We start from the raw sequence: 17257 nt of genomic DNA on the forward strand, positions 1-17257 counted from the left end.
ACAGCAGCGCTTTGTTGCGCTGCAAGGCGTTGAAAGCCGTTGGACTTCGCTGGCGGAGACCTATCTTGGCCGCATGGCGACCCATGTTCCGTATAACAGTCTGCGCGCGCTCGAGGCCGCCGTCCGTCATCGCAGCTACAGCCGCGCGGCGCGGGAGCTGAACGTCACCCACGGGGCTGTCAGCCAGCAGATTCGCCGGCTTGAGGACGAACTGGGCCAGACCCTGTTCCTGCGCTCCGGCAACGACATGCACCCCACTCCCGCGGCTGAGGATCTGGCCAAGGTGGTGGCGAAGTCGGTGACTGAGCTGACCAACGCCATGGAGGACGCGCGCTTCCAGGCCTCGCTCTGCCCGCTGGTGATCTCGATCGGGTCGTCCTTCGCCCGCCGCTGGCTGGCGCCGCGCATGGGGGCCATCTCGAAGATCGAGCCGGCGTTGGAGGTGCGGACCGACGACGGGCTCGCCAATCTGCGCAGCGACGGCGTGGATGTGGCCATCCGCTTCGGCATCGGCCCGTGGACGGGCCTGGAGAGCCGCCGAATCTTCGCCGACAGCCTGGCCCCCGTATGCAGCCCCGCCTTCCTGGAGCGGCACCCGCTGGAGAAGCCGGAGGACCTGGCGAACGTGCCGCTGCTGCGCCACACGGGCATTCCGTGGCGGATGTGGTTCGAAGCCCAGGGCCTGCCGACCCCGCCCGCCGCCCTGCGCGGACTGCGGTTCGACGACACCTCGTTCATGCTGGACGCCGCGGTTCAAGGGGTGGGGGTGGCGCTGGGCAGGATCGGCTTCGCCAAGGACGAACTGGCGGCCGGAACCCTGGTCCGCCCCTTCGCAGGCGAGGTGGACATTCCCACCGCCCACCACTTCGTCTGGCGGGCCGACAGCCACAAGCTGGCGCGCATCGAAGCCCTGCGGGACTGGATTCTGGCCGACTCCGCAGCCGCCTTCTAGGCGCCGCTTCGCTGCGCCGCAGCAATCGCTTGTCGATCATACGGTCGTTCGTGCTACATACCGCGCTTGTTTTTTCAGCTGCGGCGCCGCCGGAGCGTTCAAGCCAAGGCTTGGGGTATGGTTGATATCAAGTCGGTAGGCGTCATCGGCGCTGGTCAGATGGGCGCCGGCATCGCGCATGTGGTCGCGCTGGCTGGCTATGATGTGCTGCTGCACGATCTTTCGAAGGAACGGATCGACGCGGGCGTCGCCCTGATCGAGAAGAACCTGGCGCGTCAGGTCGGCCGCGGAATCATCGACGACGCCGCCATGAAGTCCGCCCTGGCCCGCATCAAGCCGGCCGAGGACGTCGCCGCGGTCGGCGGCGCAGACATCGCCATCGAGGCGGCCACCGAAAACGAAGAGATCAAGAAGTCGATCTTCCGCAGCCTGGTGCCGCACCTGGGTCCCGACACCCTGCTGGCGTCGAACACCTCGTCGATCTCGATCACCCGCCTGGCCTCGGTCACCGACCGGCCGGAACGGTTCATCGGCCTGCACTTCATGAATCCCGTGCCGATCATGAAGCTGGTGGAGATCATCCGCGGCATCGCCACGGACGTTCCGACCTACGAGACGGCTGTCGCCTTCGCCCAGTCCCTGGGCAAGACCACCTCGAACGCCGAGGACTTCCCGGCCTTCATCGTGAACCGCGTGCTGGTCCCGATGATCAACGAGGCGATCTACACCCTGTACGAAGGCGTCGGCACCGTTGACGCCATCGACACGGCCATGAAGCTGGGCGCCAACCATCCGATGGGCCCGCTCGAACTGGGCGACTTCATCGGCCTGGACACCGTCCTGTCGATCATGAACGTGCTCTATGAGGGCCTGGCGGACAGCAAGTACCGTCCCTGCCCGCTGCTGGTGAAGTACGTCGAGGCCGGATGGCTGGGCCGCAAGAGCGGCCGCGGCTTCTACGACTACCGCGGCGAGACACCGGTTCCCACGCGCTAAGCCGCCGTAGCGGGCTGGGTCACCCCAGCCCGAACGCGCTCGCCACGCGGAACGTCACGAACGCCGCCAGGTAGGCCAGCCCCACCATGTAGAAGAACATGACCGACGGCCACAGCCAGCCGTTGGTCTCGCGCTTCACCACGCCCAGGGTCGGGGCGCACTGGGGCGCGAACACGTACCAGGCCAGGAAGGCCAGGGCCGTGGCGATCGACCAGTGGCTGGACAGGGTCGAGGCCAGGGCGTCCGTGGCGCCGTCCGCCTCGCTGACCGCATAGACCGTGCCCAGCACCGCCACCGCGACTTCGCGGGCGGCCATGCCCGGGATCAGGGCGATGGACATCTGCCAGTTGAAGCCGATGGGCTGCATGACCGGCTGGATGAAGTGCCCGATCATGCCGGCGAAGCTGTAGTCGATGGCCGGCTCGGTCGCGCCTTCCGGCGGATAGGGGAAGGTCGACAGCACCCAGACGATGATCATCAGCGGCAGGATGATGCGGCCCGCCCGGCTCATGAAGATGCGCGCCCTGATCCACAGGTTCATCAGCACGTTCTTGATGTCGGGCGTCTTGTAGGTCGGCAGCTCCATCATGAAAGGCTCCACCGAACCCCGCCAGAAGATGCGGCGGATGACGAAGGAGACCAGCAGGGCGCTGATGATGCCGGAGGCGTAGAGGCCGAACATCACCAGCCCTTGCAGGCTGACGAAGCCCCACACCGTGGTGTTGGGAATGAAGGCGGCGATGATCAGGGTGTAGACCGGAATCCGCGCCGAGCAAGTCATCAGCGGCGCCACCAGGATGGTGGTCAGGCGGTCCTGCTTGTTGTCGATCACCCGCGTGGACATGATCCCCGGGATCGCGCAGGCGAAGCTGGACAGCAGCGGGATGAAGGCCCGCCCATGCAGGCCGGCGCCGCCCATGATCTTGTCCATCAGAAAGGCCGCGCGGGCCATGTACCCGCTGTCCTCCAGCATGATGATGAAGAAGAACAGGATCAGGATCTGCGGCAGGAACACCACCACGCTGCCCACCCCGCCGATCAGGCCGTCGACCAGCAGGCTCTGCAACAGACCGTCCGGCAGCACGCCTTTGATCAGCTCGCTCAGGGCGGCGAACCCCGCCTCGATGCCGTCCATGGCCGGTCCTGCCCAGGTGAACACCGCCTGGAACATGACGAACAACAGGCCCAGCAGGAGGGCGATGCCCGCCACCGGATGCAGCAGGACGCCGTCGATGCGGCCGGTGATGGTGTCGGGACGCTCGGCCGGCTTCACGCAGGCCTTCACGATGCGGCGCGCCTCGGCGTGGGCGTTGCGCAGCTCGGCGGCGGTCGGCTCGTGCCAGACGTTGTCGTGCGGCTTGACCGTGTCGGCCACGGCGTCGACCTGCTTCAGCAGGTCCTCCAGACCGCGCTTGCGGGTGGCGACCGTGGTGACGATCGGCGCGCCGATCTCCTTGGACAGGCGCTCGATGTCGATCTGCAGGCCCTGGCGCTGGGCGATGTCGAACATGTTGAGCGCCAGGACGAACGGCCGGCCCACCTGCTTCAGCTCCAGCACCAGGCGCAGGATCAGGCGCAGGTTGGTGGCGTCGGCCACGCAGACCACCACGTCGGGCGGCGTCTCGCCCTCCAGGCGGCCGAGCACCGCGTCGCGGGTCACCACTTCATCCGGGCTGCGGGCGCGCAGGGAGTAGGTGCCGGGCAGGTCGAGGACCGAAAGCGTGCGGCCGGCCGGCGTGGTCAGGTGACCTTCCTTCCGCTCGACGGTGACGCCGGCATAGTTGGCCACCTTCTGCCGGGCGCCGGTCAGGGCGTTGAACAGGGCGGTCTTGCCGGAGTTTGGATTGCCCACCAGCGCGGCGCGCAGCGGGGAAAGCGTCACGTCAGTCAAAACTCAGTTCCCGGACTCAAAACGAACATTGATGGCGGCCGCTTCCTTGCGGCGAAGGGCGACGCGCATGCCGTCAACGCGCACGGCGATGGGGTCGCCGCCGATCATGCCTTCGTGCAGCAGCTCGATATCCGCGCCTTCGACAAAGCCGAGCTCCAGCAGGCGGCGCTCCAGCTCTTCGGCCCCCAGGACGCCATGCTTGCTGTGATCGCCCACATGGACGATGACGCCGCGGTCGCCGGGATGCGCCGTGCTGAGGGCGCGCACGTCGCCCGTCCGCATCTGCTCCGCCAGGGTGCTGTCGTGCATGTCGGCTCCTGCAAAAATGTTGCGAACGATTATCAGTCCAGCTCCACCGTGTCGATGCGACGGTTGGGCTTTGCGTCCTTCCGCCTGACCGCTAAAGCGGGGCGGCGCAGTCTGCACGGAAGTTTTCATGGCCTACCGATCCCTCCGCGAATTCATGGCCATGCTCGAGGCGAAGGGCGAACTGGTCCGCGTCTCCGAGCCCGTATCGTCGGTCCTCGAAATGACCGAGATCCAGACCCGCCTGCTGGCGACCGGCGGCCCCGCCGTGCTGTTCGAGAACGTCATCAAGGCCGACGGCACGAAATCCGAGATGCCGGCCCTGGCCAACCTGTTCGGCACGGTGGCGCGGGTGGCCATGGGCGTGACCCTGGGCGGTGAAAGCCGCACCACCGCCGGCGAGCTGCGCGAGGTCGGCGAACTGCTGGCCTTCCTGCGCCAGCCGCAGCCGCCCAAGGGTCTGAAGGACGCCTTCGACATGCTGCCCCTGGCCAAGACGGTCATGAGCATGCGCCCCGCCGTGGTGAAGAAGGCCCCGGTGCAGGAGGTCGTCCTGACCGGCGACCAGATCGACCTCAGCAAGTTGCCGATCCAGACCTGCTGGCCGGGCGAGCCCGCGCCGCTGATCACCTGGCCGCTGGTGGTGACCAAGGGACCGGGCAAGGAGCGCGAGGACGACTTCAACCTGGGCATCTACCGGATGCAGGTCCTGGGCAAGGACAAGTGCATCATGCGCTGGCTGGCCCACCGCGGCGGCGCCCAGCACTACGCTCGCCACAAGAAGACTGGCGCCCGCGAGCCCTTGCCCGCCTGCGCGGTCCTGGGCGCTGATCCGGGCACCATCCTGGCCGCCGTGACCCCGGTGCCGGACACCCTGAGCGAATACCAGTTCGCCGGGCTGCTGCGCGGCGCCAAGGCCGAGCTGGTCCCGGCCAAGACCGTGCCCCTGATGGTCCCGGCCCAGGCCGAGATCGTGCTGGAAGGCCACGTCCTGCTGGACGAGTACGCCGACGAAGGGCCGTACGGCGACCACACCGGCTACTACAACAGCGTCGAGAAGTTCCCGGTCTTCCAGGTGACGGCGATCACCATGCGCAAGGACCCGATCTACCTGACCACCTTCACCGGCCGTCCGCCGGACGAGCCGAGCGTGCTGGGCGAGGCGCTGAACGAGGTGTTCATCCCGCTGATCCGCCAGCAATTCCCGGAGATCACCGACTTCTGGCTGCCGCCCGAGGGGTGTAGCTACCGCATCGCCGTGGTGTCGATGAAGAAGGCCTATCCCGGCCACGCCAAGCGCGTGATGCTGGCCGTGTGGAGCTATCTGCGCCAGTTCATGTACACCAAGTGGGTGATCGTCGTGGACGACGACATCAACGCCCGCGACTGGAAGGACGTCATGTGGGCGGTCAGCACCAAGATGGACCCGGCGCGGGACATCACGGTGATCGAGGACACCCCCATCGACTACCTCGACTTCGCCAGCCCCCAGAGCGGGCTGGGCTCGAAGATCGGCCTGGACGCCACCGACAAGTGGGAGCCCGAGACCCATCGCGAATGGGGCGAGGAGATCCGCATGGACCAGGACGTCATCGACTCGGTCAGCGAGAAGTGGTCGCGCCTTGGCCTGCCCGGCGGCGGCGCTCCCATCTGGAAACCGAAGAAATAGGTACGTGCTTCGACTGGACGCTTCGCGTCCGCTCAGCATGACCAAGGCTTGCTGATTTCGTCATCCTGAGGAGACGTGTCGAAGGACGCAAACAGACAGCCGCTCATTCCCGCGAAGGCGGGAACCCAAGCGGACCATCAGAATGGACCCCCGCCCGCGCGGGGGAGAGCGGAAGAAAAATGAACAGGCTCGGCGTCACCCTTCTCTTCACTAGCCTCCTCTCCACCACCGCCCTGGCGGCCCCTTGGGACAGCGAAATCCTGCCGCCGGCTCCGGCCTGGAAGGGCGCGAGCGAGAAGCTGGTCGCCAAGCCGAACGACCCGTGGATCACGCCGTCGGAGAAGACGGGCCTGACCGACAGCCCCAGCTATGCCGACACCCGGGCTTATCTGGAGCGCCTGGTCGCCGCGTCGAACGGCCTGCTTAAGCTGGAGGTGTTCGGCAAGTCGCCCGAGGGCCGCGACATGCTGGTGGTCGTCGCCAGCAAGGACGGCGCGACACTCGATCCCACCAAGCCGGTGTTCCTGGCCCAGGCCGGCATCCACCCGGGCGAGATCGACGGCAAGGACGCCGGCCTGATGCTGCTGCGCGACATCGCCCTGCGCGGGAAATCGAACCTGCTGGATGGCGTGAACTTCGTCTTCGTACCGATCTTCAGCGTCGACGGGCATGAGCGGGCCGGGCGCTTCAACCGCCCCAACCAGCGCGGCCCGGTGATCCAGGGCTGGCGTCACACGGGCCAGAACCTCAATCTGAACCGCGACTACGGCAAGCTCGACGCGCCGGAGATGCGGGCCATGCTGGGCCTGATCAACAAGTACGACCCGGCCCTCTACATGGACATCCATGTGACGGACGGCGTCGACTACCAGTACGACATCACCTACGGCTGGGAAGGCTATCTGGGCCGCTCCTTCCACCGGTCGCCGGCCATCAGCGACTGGCTGGACAAGAGCTTCCTGCCCGCCACCGAAAAGGCGCTGAAGGCCGCCGGCCATATCCCGGGCGAGCTGATCTTCGCCAAGGACGACCGCAATCCGAAGGACGGCCTGACGGTCGATCCGTCCGGCCTGCGCTTCTCCACCGGCTACGGCGACGCCCGCCACACGCCGACCGTGCTGGTCGAGAACCACTCCCTGAAGCCGTACCGCCAGCGCGTGCTGGGCACCTATGTGCTGCTTGAGGAGAGCCTGAAGGTCGTGGCCCGTGACGGCGCTGCGGCGAAGGCGGCGGCCGCCGCTGACCGTCAGCTCCGGCCGACCGACGTGGCGATGAACTACGAGGCTTCCGACAAGCCGGTGGGCCAGCGTCCGTTCCTGGGCATCCAGTACGAGACCTATCAGAGCCCCGCTTCGGGCGGGACGGAGGTGCGCTGGCTGGGCAAGGCCGATCCGAAGCCGTGGATCGAGACGCTTTACGCCGCCCAGCCCAGCCTGAAGATCAAGCCGCCCGTCGCCTATTACGTCCCGGCCACCAAGCCGGAGATCATCGAACGCCTGAAGGTCCACGGCATCCGCGTGGAGCCCCTGACCGCGCCCCAGGCCGTGGCGGTGGACATGCTGCGCCTGCCCGACGCTAAGGTCATCCCGCGCGGCAACGAAGGCCATATCCAGATCACGGCCGGCAAGGCGGCGCACGAGGCCCGCACCGTCACCTTCCCCGCCGGATCGGTCCGCGTGCCCGTCGACCAGCCGCTGGGCGAACTGGCCGTCCTGCTGCTGGAGCCCGAGAGCGAGGAGAGCTTCTTCGCCTGGGGCTTCTTCCCCGAAATCCTGCAGCGGGTGGAGTACATCGAGGGCTACGCCATCGCGCCGCTGGCCGAACGCATGCTGGCCGCCGATCCGAAGCTGAAGGCCGAATTCGAGGCCAAGCTGGCGACCGATCCCGCGTTCGCCAAGAACCAGAACGCCCGCCTGGCCTGGTTCTACGCCCGCACCCCCTATTACGACGAGCGGCACCTGCTCTACCCCGTCGGGCGGCAGGTGCAGTAACCCCGAAACTTGCGGGCGTGCACAAAGCGGCGCCTATTGAGCACGGGGCGTAGAGGAACTTCGCGTTGAACAGTTTGACTTCAGGACCCGCGGCGGCGCTGTGGGTGGGCCTGCACATCCTGCTTTTGCTGGTGCTTTCGGTTCGGGTGGTGCGTCTGCGACGCCGTCACAAGGTCGCCCTGGGCGACGGCGGGCATCCGGACCTGGCCCAGGCCATCCGAGCCTTTGGCAACGCTACTGAGTACGCCCCCATCGGCCTGATCGGCCTGGTGCTGCTGGCCCAGCTCGGCGCCCTGCCCCTCGCCATCCATCTGGGCGGCCTGCTGCTGTTCGTCGGACGCCTGGTCCACGCCATCGGCCTGTCCAACAGCGGCGGAGCGTCTCTGCCGCGCGCCGTGGGCATGCTGGTCAGCTGGATCGCCTTCGTGTTCATCGCCGCCGTCCTGCTGATCTACGCGATCGTCTGACGCGGGCTGGGCGCTTGCCCCGCAAGGGTGCGGCGCCCCATATGGCGGCCATGGATCAAAACCTCCTCAACGACGTCATCGGCGCCGCGCTCAAGGCCGGAGCCGACGCGGCCGAGGCCGTCTTCGCCGAACGCCAGTCCCTGTCCGTCACCGTCCGCATGGGCGACCTGGAGGAGGTCGAGCGTGAAGAGGCGCAGGACCTGGGCGTCCGCGTCTTCGTGGGCCAGCGCCAGGCCGTGGTGTCCGGCTCCGACCTGTCGACCGAGGGCCGCCGCAAGCTGATCGAGCGCGCCGTGGCCATGGCCCGCCTGGCCCCGGAAGACCCCTATGCCGGCTTCGCGCCGCAGGATCGTCTAGCCAAGGGGCCGCACGCCGACCTCGACCTTTATGACGCCTATGAACCTTCGGCGGAGTCGCTGGAGGACAAGGCCCGCGTCGCCGAGGCCGCCGCCCGCGCCATCGAGGGCGTGACGAATTCCGACGGCGGTTCGGCCGCCTGGTCGTCGTCCAACTGGCTCATGGCCACCAGCCACGGCTTCACGGGCGCGCACCGCGCCACCGGTTTCTCGCTTTCCGCCTCGGCCATCGCCGGGGAAGGCGCGGGCATGGAGCGGGGCGGCGAAGGCCGCAGCCTGCGCCATGCCGAGGACCTGCCCTCGCCTGACGCCATCGGCGCCGAGGCCGGCCGCCGCGCCGCCGCCCGCCTGGGCGCGCGCAAGATCGAATCGACCACCGCGCCGGTGATCTTCGAGAACCGCCTGGCGACTTCGCTGCTCGGCCCGCTGCTCGGCGCCATTTCCGGCCCGGCCGTGGCGCGCGGGGTGTCGTTTCTGAAGGACAAGCTCGGCCAGCAGATCTTCACCAAGGGGATCGAGCTGATCGACGATCCGCATGTGGTGCGCGGCCTGGGCTCCTCGCCCTTCGATGATGAAGGCGTGCTGAGCAAGCGCATGGCCCTGATCGAGGATGGGGTCCTGACCACCTGGCTGCTGAACAGCGCCGCCGCCCGGCAATTGGGCCTGGAAACCACCGGCCACGCCTCGCGCGGGCTGGCGGGACCGCCCGGCGTCTCGACCTCGAACCTGACGTTGAAGCCGGGGACCGACGACCTCGCCGCCCTGATGAAGGGCGCGGGGACGGGTCTGCTGGTCACCTCCATGTTCGGGCCATCCCTGAACGGCAACACCGGCGACTGGTCGGTGGGTTGCTCGGGCGTGTGGTTCGAAAATGGCGAGGAGGCCTATCCGGTCACCGAAATCACCGTCGCCGGCAACCTGATCGACATCTACGCCCGCCTGATCCCTGGCTCGGACCTGGAGATCCGGGGCTCGGCCAACTCGCCGTCTATCCTGGTGGACGGCTTGGCGATCGCCGGCAAATGATCGCGGACCTCGCCCTCATCCGCACGGCGGCGCTGGAGGCGGGGAAGCTGGCGCTGACGATGCGCGCGGCGGGTCTGAAGATCTGGAACAAGGACGGCGGCTCGCCGGTCACCGACGCCGACCTGGCGGTGGACAAGCGGCTGCACGAGATCCTGACCGCCGCCCGCCCGGACTATGGCTGGCTGTCTGAGGAGACGATCGACGACCCGGAGCGCCTGACCCGCCGCCGCCTGTTCTGCGTCGATCCCATCGACGGCACGGCGGCGTTCCTGAAGAACAAGCCGTGGTTCACGGTCTGCATCGCCGTGGTCGAGGACGGCCTGCCGGTCTGCGGCGTGGTCTATGCGCCGGCTCTGGACGAGATGTTCGAGGCGGTGGCCGGCCAGGGCGCGACCCTGAACGGCGCGCCGATCCAGCCGAGCGCCGCCGTCGAATTGAACGACTGCGCCATGCTGGGCGACGCGCGGATGTTCCAGCACCCCGAATGGCCGCAGCCCTGGCCGCCCATGCGGGTGGAGAGCCGAAACTCCATCGCCTATCGCCTGTGCCTGGTGGCCGACGGCCGGTTCGACGCCGCCGTGGCCCTGACGCCCAAGAATGAATGGGACCTGGCCGCCGCAGACCTGATCGTGCGGGAGGCCGGCGGACTGGCCACGGACCACTTCGGCCGGCGCTTCACCTACAACGCGCCGATTCCGAAGGCGCCCAGCGTCATTTGCGCCGCTCCGGCGCTACACCCGTTGATCTTGGAGCGCGTCGCGCATATCGGACGCCCGTAACCTCCCAATCCAGCCTCGACAAAGAAGGCATCTGCGCAACATGAGCGACAAACAACTCCTGCACATCGTCATCGGCGGCGAACTGAAAGACGTGGCCGGCATCGAATTCCGCGACCTGTCCCAGGTCGAATTCGTCGGCGCCTATCCGACCTACGAAGACGCCCACAAGGCCTGGAAGGCCAAGGCCCAGGCGACCGTGGACAACGCCCACGCCCGCTACTTCATCATCCACGCCCACAAGCTGCTGGATCCGAGCGTGGCCTAAGGGCCCCTATTCCCGCCGCAGCAGCTTCTCGGTCAGCACCGAGCCCAGCATGCCGGCGCGGAAATCGGCCTTCATCGAGACCGGGTCGTAGGCGTCGCTTTCGACCCACTCGGTGAAGGTCTGCCCCTTGGGCTCCCCCTCCGCCAGATAGCGCTCGAACACATAGTCGAGCACCCCCGTCTTGCCCTGCTTCACGTGAAGGTAGCGCAGGGAAAGCTCCTTCATGGCCTCGCGGATCGGCAGGCCCAGACGATAATGGGCGTAGAACACGCTCATGATCCCCGCACGGTCCGCGCCGGACTTGCAGTGGATCAGGGCCGGGTACTCGATGGTGTCGTACAGCACCTTGGCGCCCAGGGCCCGCTCGCGGATCGGCACCTCGCGGCTGGTGATCACGAAGTCCACGAAGTTCAGGCCCAGCCGCTCGCAGGCGTCCTTCTCCAGGGCGTAGAACGCGCCGTCATAGCCGCCGCGCAGGTTCACGATGGTCTTGATGCCCTGCTTCTTCCAGCGGGCGATCTGGAACGGCCAGGGCTGGTTGGTGCGCACCAGCTCGGGGCTGACCCAGTGGGCGTTCTGGAAGCCGATGCGCAGGAACGCGTGGTCCTTCCACCAATAATCCCAATAGGCGCGCAGGCGGCCGCCAAAGGTCGTCAGGTCGTAAGCGGGCAAGCAGGGGCTCCTTGGCTGGCCGCCTAAGTAGGGCCGCATTGCCCGGACAGCAAATGCCCTGTGCTTGACAGATTCCCTCCCAAGGCCGACCCACTGCCCCGATGACTGACGCCGCAGCGCCCGAGACGACCAACCGCGCCCTGGCGCGGCGTGTGTTCGAAACCTATCTGCGCCCGCGCTGGAAAGGCCTGGCCGTGGCCGTGGGCTGCGCCGTGCTGGTGGCGGTCCTGACCGGCGCCCTGGCCCAGGTGCTGAACCCGGCGATCAACGACCTGCTGGTGACGCGCAAGCCGAACGCCCTGGTCATGATCCCCCTGACCATCGTGGTGCTGGCCCTGGCCCGCGCCGCCGCCCAGATCGTCCAGGCGACCCTGGTCAACCGCATCGGCCACGGCATGGTCGGCGATGTGCAGACCGAGCTGTTCGGCAAGCTGGTCCGGGCCGACCTGGCCCGCCTGCGCGCCGCCCATTCGGGGCAATTCGTCTCGTCCGTGCTCTATGACGCCGGCCTGATCCGCGAGGCGGCGACCAGCGGCATCGTCAACTACACCCAGCACGCCCTGACCGTGACAGCCATGGTCGTGGTTATGCTGATCAACGACTGGTCCCTGACCCTGATCGTCCTGCTGGCCGGCCCCATAGCCAGCGCGGTGATGCGTCGCTTCTCGAAGAAGACGACCAAGGCCGCCAAGGGCGCCATGGCCGAGACCTCCGCCCTGTCCACCGCCGTCATGGAAAGCCTGGACGGCGTGCGGGTGGTGAAGATCGAGAACCGCGAGGCCTTCGAAGAGGCCCGCGTGGCCGAAGTGATCGAGCGCCGCCAGGGCCACATCATCAAGGGCGCCAACGCCCGCGCCCAGGCCGCCCCGACCACCGAAGCGCTGATGACCGTCATCACCGCCGGGGTCCTGGCCTATGCCGGCTGGCGGGCCAGCAGCGGGGCCATGAACGTCGGCGCCTTCACCGCCTTCCTGGTGGCCCTGGCCGCCGCGTCGCAGTCCCTGCGCCAGCTGGCCAACCTGCAGACCGTGATGGCCGAGGGCCTGACCGCGGGCCGCCGCCTGTTCGCCGCCCTGGACGTGGAGCCGGAGGTCCGCGACGCCTCGGCAGCCGTCAATCTGGACGATAAGGGCCAGTTCGCCATCGCCTTCGAGAAGGTCGGCTTCTCCTATGGGACCCACGCCAGCGCCCTGGTCGATGTGTCGCTGAAGGCGGCGCGCGGCGAGACCGTGGCCCTGGTCGGTCCGTCCGGCGGGGGCAAGAGCACCCTGCTGAACCTGATCCCACGCTTCTACGACGTGGGGGCGGGCCGGGTGACCATCGACGGCCGCGACATTCGGGAATTCACCCTAGCCTCCTTGCGCAGCCATATCGGCCTGGTCACCCAGGAGCCGTTCCTGTTCGACGACACCATCCGCGCCAACATCGCCTACGCCCGGCCGGAAGCGACCCAGTTGGAGATCGAGGAGGCGGCCAAGCAGGCGGCCGCCCACGAGTTCATCGTCACCCTGCCCGGCGGCTATGACACCAAGGTCGGCGAGGCCGGCGCACGCCTGTCCGGCGGCCAGCGCCAGCGCATCGCCATCGCCCGCGCGTTCCTGAAGGACGCGCCGGTCCTGCTGCTGGACGAGGCCACCAGCGCCCTCGACACCGAGAGCGAGGCCAAGGTCCAGGCGGCGCTGGAACGGCTGATGGCCGGCCGCACGACCCTGATGATCGCCCACCGCCTGTCGACCGTGCGCCACGCCGACCGCATCTATGTGATCGACGCAGGCAAGGTGGTCGAGGAAGGCACCCACGTGTCCCTGGTCCGCCGCGGCGGCCTGTATTCGCGCCTCGCCCTGGCCCAGAACCTGGACGCAATGCCGGAGCCGCAGGGTTGAGGCCGCTTCGCAACCCCGTGGTGATCAGCGTCCTGTCCGCTGTGTTCGCCGCCTATCTGCGCTTCGTCTTCGCCACCCTTCGCTGGACGCGTGAGGGGCAGGAGAACGCCGCCGCCGTGGCCGCCATGCGCGACGAGAAGGGCGTGATCATCTGCTTCTGGCACGCCCGCATCCCGCTTTCCCCCGCCGCCTGGAAGCAGGGGCCGGAGCGCCAGCCGGTGCGCGCGCTGATCTCCCACTCCTCGGACGGCGAGTTCATCGCCCGCGCGGTGGGCCATATCGGCTTTCCGGCCATTCGCGGCTCATCGAAGAAGAAGACCGATCCGGCCAAGAACAAGGGCGGGGAGCAGGCCTTCCGCGACATGATCAAGTGGGTGCAGACGCGCGGCGGCGTCGCCCTGACCCCCGACGGCCCGCGCGGCCCGGCGGAGGTGATGCAGCTCGGCGTCGTCTCCCTGGCCCGCTTCACGCGCGCCCCGGTGCTGATGCTGGGCCTGGCCTGCCGCCCCTGCCTGCGCCTGGGCACCTGGGACGGGACGGTGCTGCCCCTGCCTTTCGGGCGCGCGTCCATCGTCTGGGAAGGACCGTTCGAAGCGCCCCGCGACGCTGACCCGGAGGCGCTGGCCGCCGATTGGGGTCGCCGCCTGACCGCTGTGACAGAACGCGCCGAAGCCCTGCTGGCGAAGCAGCCCTGACCGTGGGATGAAGGGCGTCATGGGGCATGATCACCACCATCATCACGGACACGACCACCATCACGGCCATGGGCACGACCATGGACACGACCATGGACACGGGCACAGCCACGCCCATGGTCACGGCCATCATCATCACGCCCCCACGGACTTCGGCCGCGCCTTCGCCATCGGCACCGCGCTGAACCTGGGCTTCGTGGTGGTGGAGGCCGCCGCCGGCTTCTGGACCAACTCGCTGGCCCTGCTGGCTGACGCCGGCCACAACCTGTCCGACGTCTTGGGCCTGATCATGGCCTGGGTGGCGGCGGAGCTGGCCAAGCGCGCCGCCACCCCGCGCCGCACCTACGGCCTGCGCAAGGGCACCATCCTGGCGTCCTTGGCCAACGCCGCGACCCTGCTGTTCGCCATCGGCGCCATCGCCTGGGAGGCGGTGCGCCGCTTCCAGGCCCCGCATCCGATCGAGGCGGGTCCCGTCATGCTGGTCGCCGCCATCGGGGTGGTGATCAACACCGGCACCGCCCTGATGTTCATGCGCGGCAGCAAGGACGACCTGAACGTTCGCGGCGCTTTCCTGCACATGGCGGCGGATGCGGCCGTATCGGCCGGGGTGATCGTGGCGGCCTTCGCCATGAGCCTGACCAACTGGGTGTGGATCGACCCCGTCGTCAGTCTGGTGATCGTGCTGGTCATCCTGCTCGGCACCTGGGGCCTGCTGCGCGACAGCCTGGATCTGGCGCTGGACGCCGCCCCGCGCGGGATCGACCCGACCGCCGTCCGCGCCTGGTTGGAAGGCCTGCCCGGGGTGACCGAGGTCCACGACCTGCACATCTGGGCCATGAGCACCACCGAGACGGCCCTGACCGCCCACATCACCCGGCCTGTCGGCGATGACGGCGACGAGTTCCTGCACGCCGCCTGCGCCGGGCTGAACGCGAAGTTCCGCATCGGCCACGCCACCTTGCAGGTGGAGCGCGGCGGCTCGGCGGATTGCCGCCTGGCCCCGGCGCACGTGATTTGAGCGCCTCCCGGCACCTGCGCCTGTACCAGACCGCGACGCGCCTTCTTGAGCCTGCCGCGCCGCTGGTCCTGCGCGCCCGCACCCTACGCGGCAAGGAAGACCCGACCCGGCTGAAGGAGCGGCTCGGCAGGGCCAGCGCCCCGCGCCCGGACGGCAAGCTGGTCTGGCTGCACGGCGCCAGCGTCGGCGAGGGCCTGTCCCTGCTGCCGCTGATCGAGGGGCTGCGGAAGGCGCGGCCGGAGCTGTCGATCCTGGTCACCTCCGGCACCGTCACCTCGGCCGAGATGCTGCGCCGCCGCCTGCCGGAAGGCGTGATCCACCAGTTCGTGCCGGTGGACGCGCCCAAGGCCGTGGCCCGTTTCCTGGATCACTGGCGTCCTTCGCTCGGCGTCTTCGTCGAAAGCGAGCTGTGGCCCAACCTGATCACCCTAGCCGACGCCCGAAAAATCCGCCTGGCCCTGGTCTCCGCCCGCGTGACGGAGAAAAGCGCCGCCGGCTGGCGCAAGGCGCCGGAGATGGCGCGCGAGCTGATCGGCGCCTTCAGCCTGATCCTGTCGCAGGACGACCTGACCGCCGGCCGGCTGGGCGAGTTCGGGGCCAATGACGACGGCCGCCTGAACCTGAAGCTGGTCGGCGCGCCCCTGCCGGTCGACGAGGCCGAGCTGAAGGCCGCCAAGAAGGCGGTGGGCAAGCGCCCCGTCCTGCTGGCCGCATCGACCCATCCGGGCGAGGACGAGATCATTCTGACCGCCTTCAAGTCGGTCGGCGGCGACGCCCTGCTGCTGCTGGTCCCACGCCATGTGGAGCGGGCGGACGCCATCGTCGCCCTGGCTCGCGATCGCGGGCTGTCCGTGGGCAAGCGCAGCGCCGGCGATCCGCTGGGCGCCGATACGGTCTATGTGGCCGACACCCTGGGGGAGCTGGGCCTTTGGTTCCGCATCGCCCGCGGCGCCTTCATCGGCGGCAGCCTGGTGGAGGGCCCCGGCGGCCATAACCCGGTGGAGCCGGCGCAACTGGGCTGCCCGGTCATCACCGGGGCGTTCGTGGACAACTGGCGGTCGGTCTATTCGCCGCTGGTGAAGAACGGCGTGGCCACCGTGGTCCGCACCGCCAACGACCTGACCGCCGCCTTCTACGCCCTGCTCAAGGAGCCAAAGATGGCGAAAGCCCGGGCCGAACGGGCCCTGGGCATGATCGGCGACGAGCGCGAGGTGCTGGACGCCGCCGTCCGCCGCCTTGCCATGCAGATCCCATGAAGCTCGCCACGCCGCGCTGGTGGTATGTGCGCGAGAGCGCGCCCGCGCCCATCACCCGCGCCTTGCTGACGCCCGTGTCGTGGATCTGGGCCGCCGTCACGGCGAACAAGATCGCCAAGACCGTTTCGGTCGATCCGGGCGTCCCGGTCGTCTGCATCGGCAACCTGACCGTCGGCGGGGTCGGCAAGACCCCGATCGTGCGCGAGATCGTCCGCCTGCTGCGCGCCGCCGGGATCGAGGCCCACGGCCTGTCGCGCGGCTATGGCGGCAGGCTGGCGGGGCCGGTGCGGGTCGATCCCGCCGACCACACCGCCGCCGACGTCGGGGACGAACCGCTGATGCTGGCCGGCGACATGCCGTTCTGGGTGTCGCGTGACCGGCCCGCCGGCGCCCTGGCCGCAGCGGCCGCGGGGGCTCAAGCTGTGGTCATGGACGACGGCCACCAGAACCTGTCCGTGAAGAAGACCCTGTCCCTGGTCGTGGTGGACGGGGAGACCCGCAACAACGAATGGCCGTTCGGCGACGGCGCGGTGTTCCCCGCCGGCCCCATGCGCGAGCCGCTGAAGGCCGGGTTGGCCCGCGCCGACGCGGTGATCGTTCTGCTGCCCGCCGACCTGCCGTCGGCCGATCCGGAGCTTCTGGCGCTGTTCTCGGGAAAGCCAGTGTTCATCGCGCGGCTGGAGCCCGCCGCCCCGCCGCCGTCAGGGCCACAGGTCGGCTTCGCCGGGATCGGCAAGCCATGGAAGGTGGAGCGGTCGCTGGCCGCCGCCGGCTGCGACCTGAAGGACTTCGCGCCCTTCCCCGACCATGGCGCCTATGACGAGGCGACGCTGGAGGCGCTGGCCCGCCGCGCCGAGGATTTCGACGCCGGCCTGGTGACCACTGAAAAGGATTGGGTGCGCCTGCCCCCGCAATGGCGGGAGCGGATCAAGGCCTGGCCCGTGCGGGCGAGGTTCGAGGATGAGGCGGCGGTCGAGGTGCTGTTGACCTCAACACTCTCCGCTCATCCCCGCGAAGGCGGGGAACCAAGCTGAC

General features: G+C 68.7%; 16 protein-coding genes. 13 read left to right on the forward strand and 3 right to left on the reverse strand.

Annotated elements, in window-relative coordinates:
- Nucleotides 1-73: 73 nt before the first annotated feature.
- Nucleotides 74-952 (forward strand): LysR substrate-binding domain-containing protein, encoded by an 879-nt coding sequence (locus P7B02_RS00335; RefSeq protein WP_277784308.1) that lies wholly within the window; start codon nt 74-76, stop codon nt 950-952.
- A 117-nt stretch (nt 953-1069) separates the two neighbouring features.
- Complete coding sequence (locus P7B02_RS00340) at nt 1070-1948, forward strand: 3-hydroxybutyryl-CoA dehydrogenase (protein WP_277784309.1); 879 nt, start codon at nt 1070-1072, stop codon at nt 1946-1948.
- Between the two features lie 19 nt (nt 1949-1967).
- Here the strand turns inward: P7B02_RS00340 and feoB are convergent, their stop codons facing one another.
- Together feoB and P7B02_RS00350 are read right to left on the reverse strand one after the other, a co-directional pair.
- A complete protein-coding gene (feoB, locus tag P7B02_RS00345; protein ID WP_277784310.1) occupies nt 1968-3839 on the reverse strand; it encodes a ferrous iron transporter B in 1872 nt (623 codons plus the stop codon).
- A gap of 3 nt (nt 3840-3842) precedes the next feature.
- Nucleotides 3843-4148, reverse strand: coding sequence for a FeoA family protein (locus P7B02_RS00350; RefSeq protein WP_277784311.1), 306 nt, complete (start codon nt 4146-4148; stop codon nt 3843-3845).
- 127 nt (nt 4149-4275) lie between these two features.
- On the opposite strand from P7B02_RS00350, the gene P7B02_RS00355 reads away from it, so the two are divergent.
- The 6 genes from P7B02_RS00355 to P7B02_RS00380 all read left to right on the forward strand — a co-directional run bounded on the left by P7B02_RS00355 (nt 4276) and on the right by P7B02_RS00380 (nt 10698).
- Nucleotides 4276-5814: a UbiD family decarboxylase gene (locus P7B02_RS00355; RefSeq protein WP_277784312.1), complete on the forward strand. Its 1539-nt coding sequence runs from the start codon at nt 4276-4278 to the stop codon at nt 5812-5814.
- Between the two features lie 179 nt (nt 5815-5993).
- Nucleotides 5994-7805, forward strand: coding sequence for a M14 family metallopeptidase (locus tag P7B02_RS00360; protein ID WP_277784313.1), 1812 nt, complete (start codon nt 5994-5996; stop codon nt 7803-7805).
- 65 nt (nt 7806-7870) lie between these two features.
- Nucleotides 7871-8272, forward strand: a complete 402-nt coding sequence (locus P7B02_RS00365) for an MAPEG family protein (protein ID WP_277784314.1) — start codon at nt 7871-7873, stop codon at nt 8270-8272.
- A gap of 50 nt (nt 8273-8322) precedes the next feature.
- On the forward strand, nt 8323-9654 hold the full coding sequence (locus tag P7B02_RS00370; protein WP_277784315.1) for a TldD/PmbA family protein: 1332 nt from the start codon (nt 8323-8325) through the stop codon (nt 9652-9654).
- Nucleotides 9654-10433, forward strand: a complete 780-nt coding sequence (locus P7B02_RS00375; RefSeq protein WP_277785150.1) for a 3'(2'),5'-bisphosphate nucleotidase CysQ — start codon at nt 9654-9656, stop codon at nt 10431-10433. The genes P7B02_RS00370 and P7B02_RS00375 overlap by 1 nt, the downstream gene beginning before the upstream one ends.
- 31 nt (nt 10434-10464) lie before the next feature.
- Nucleotides 10465-10698 (forward strand): DUF4170 domain-containing protein, encoded by a 234-nt coding sequence (locus P7B02_RS00380; RefSeq protein WP_277785151.1) that lies wholly within the window; start codon nt 10465-10467, stop codon nt 10696-10698.
- A gap of 6 nt (nt 10699-10704) precedes the next feature.
- On the opposite strand, the gene P7B02_RS00385 is transcribed toward P7B02_RS00380, so the two are convergent.
- Nucleotides 10705-11370, reverse strand: coding sequence for a tyrosine-protein phosphatase (locus P7B02_RS00385; RefSeq protein WP_277784316.1), 666 nt, complete (start codon nt 11368-11370; stop codon nt 10705-10707).
- Between the two features lie 101 nt (nt 11371-11471).
- Between P7B02_RS00385 and P7B02_RS00390 the strand changes: the two genes are divergently transcribed.
- From P7B02_RS00390 to lpxK, 5 genes are read left to right on the forward strand one after another with little or no spacing between them, the layout of a single operon-like run.
- Nucleotides 11472-13253, forward strand: a complete 1782-nt coding sequence (locus tag P7B02_RS00390; protein ID WP_277784317.1) for an ABC transporter ATP-binding protein — start codon at nt 11472-11474, stop codon at nt 13251-13253.
- On the forward strand, nt 13250-13948 hold the full coding sequence (locus P7B02_RS00395; protein ID WP_277784318.1) for a lysophospholipid acyltransferase family protein: 699 nt from the start codon (nt 13250-13252) through the stop codon (nt 13946-13948). The genes P7B02_RS00390 and P7B02_RS00395 overlap by 4 nt, the downstream gene beginning before the upstream one ends.
- A gap of 7 nt (nt 13949-13955) precedes the next feature.
- Nucleotides 13956-14966 carry a cation diffusion facilitator family transporter gene (locus P7B02_RS00400; RefSeq protein ID WP_431355760.1) on the forward strand — a complete coding sequence of 337 codons (1011 nt, stop codon included), beginning with the start codon at nt 13956-13958 and terminating at the stop codon, nt 14964-14966.
- The gene (locus tag P7B02_RS00405; protein WP_277784320.1) at nt 14963-16222 is read left to right on the forward strand and encodes a 3-deoxy-D-manno-octulosonic acid transferase; all 1260 of its coding nucleotides are present in this window, start codon (nt 14963-14965) and stop codon (nt 16220-16222) included. Before P7B02_RS00400 ends, P7B02_RS00405 begins: the two co-directional genes overlap by 4 nt.
- Entirely contained in the window at nt 16219-17256 is a 1038-nt protein-coding gene (lpxK, locus tag P7B02_RS00410) for a tetraacyldisaccharide 4'-kinase (protein WP_277784321.1), read from the forward strand. Before P7B02_RS00405 ends, lpxK begins: the two co-directional genes overlap by 4 nt.
- The last annotated feature ends 1 nt before the right edge of the window (nt 17257 follow it).

The sequence above is a fragment of the Caulobacter segnis genome, assembly GCF_029543125.1.
Classification (GTDB): domain Bacteria; phylum Pseudomonadota; class Alphaproteobacteria; order Caulobacterales; family Caulobacteraceae; genus Caulobacter; species Caulobacter segnis_D.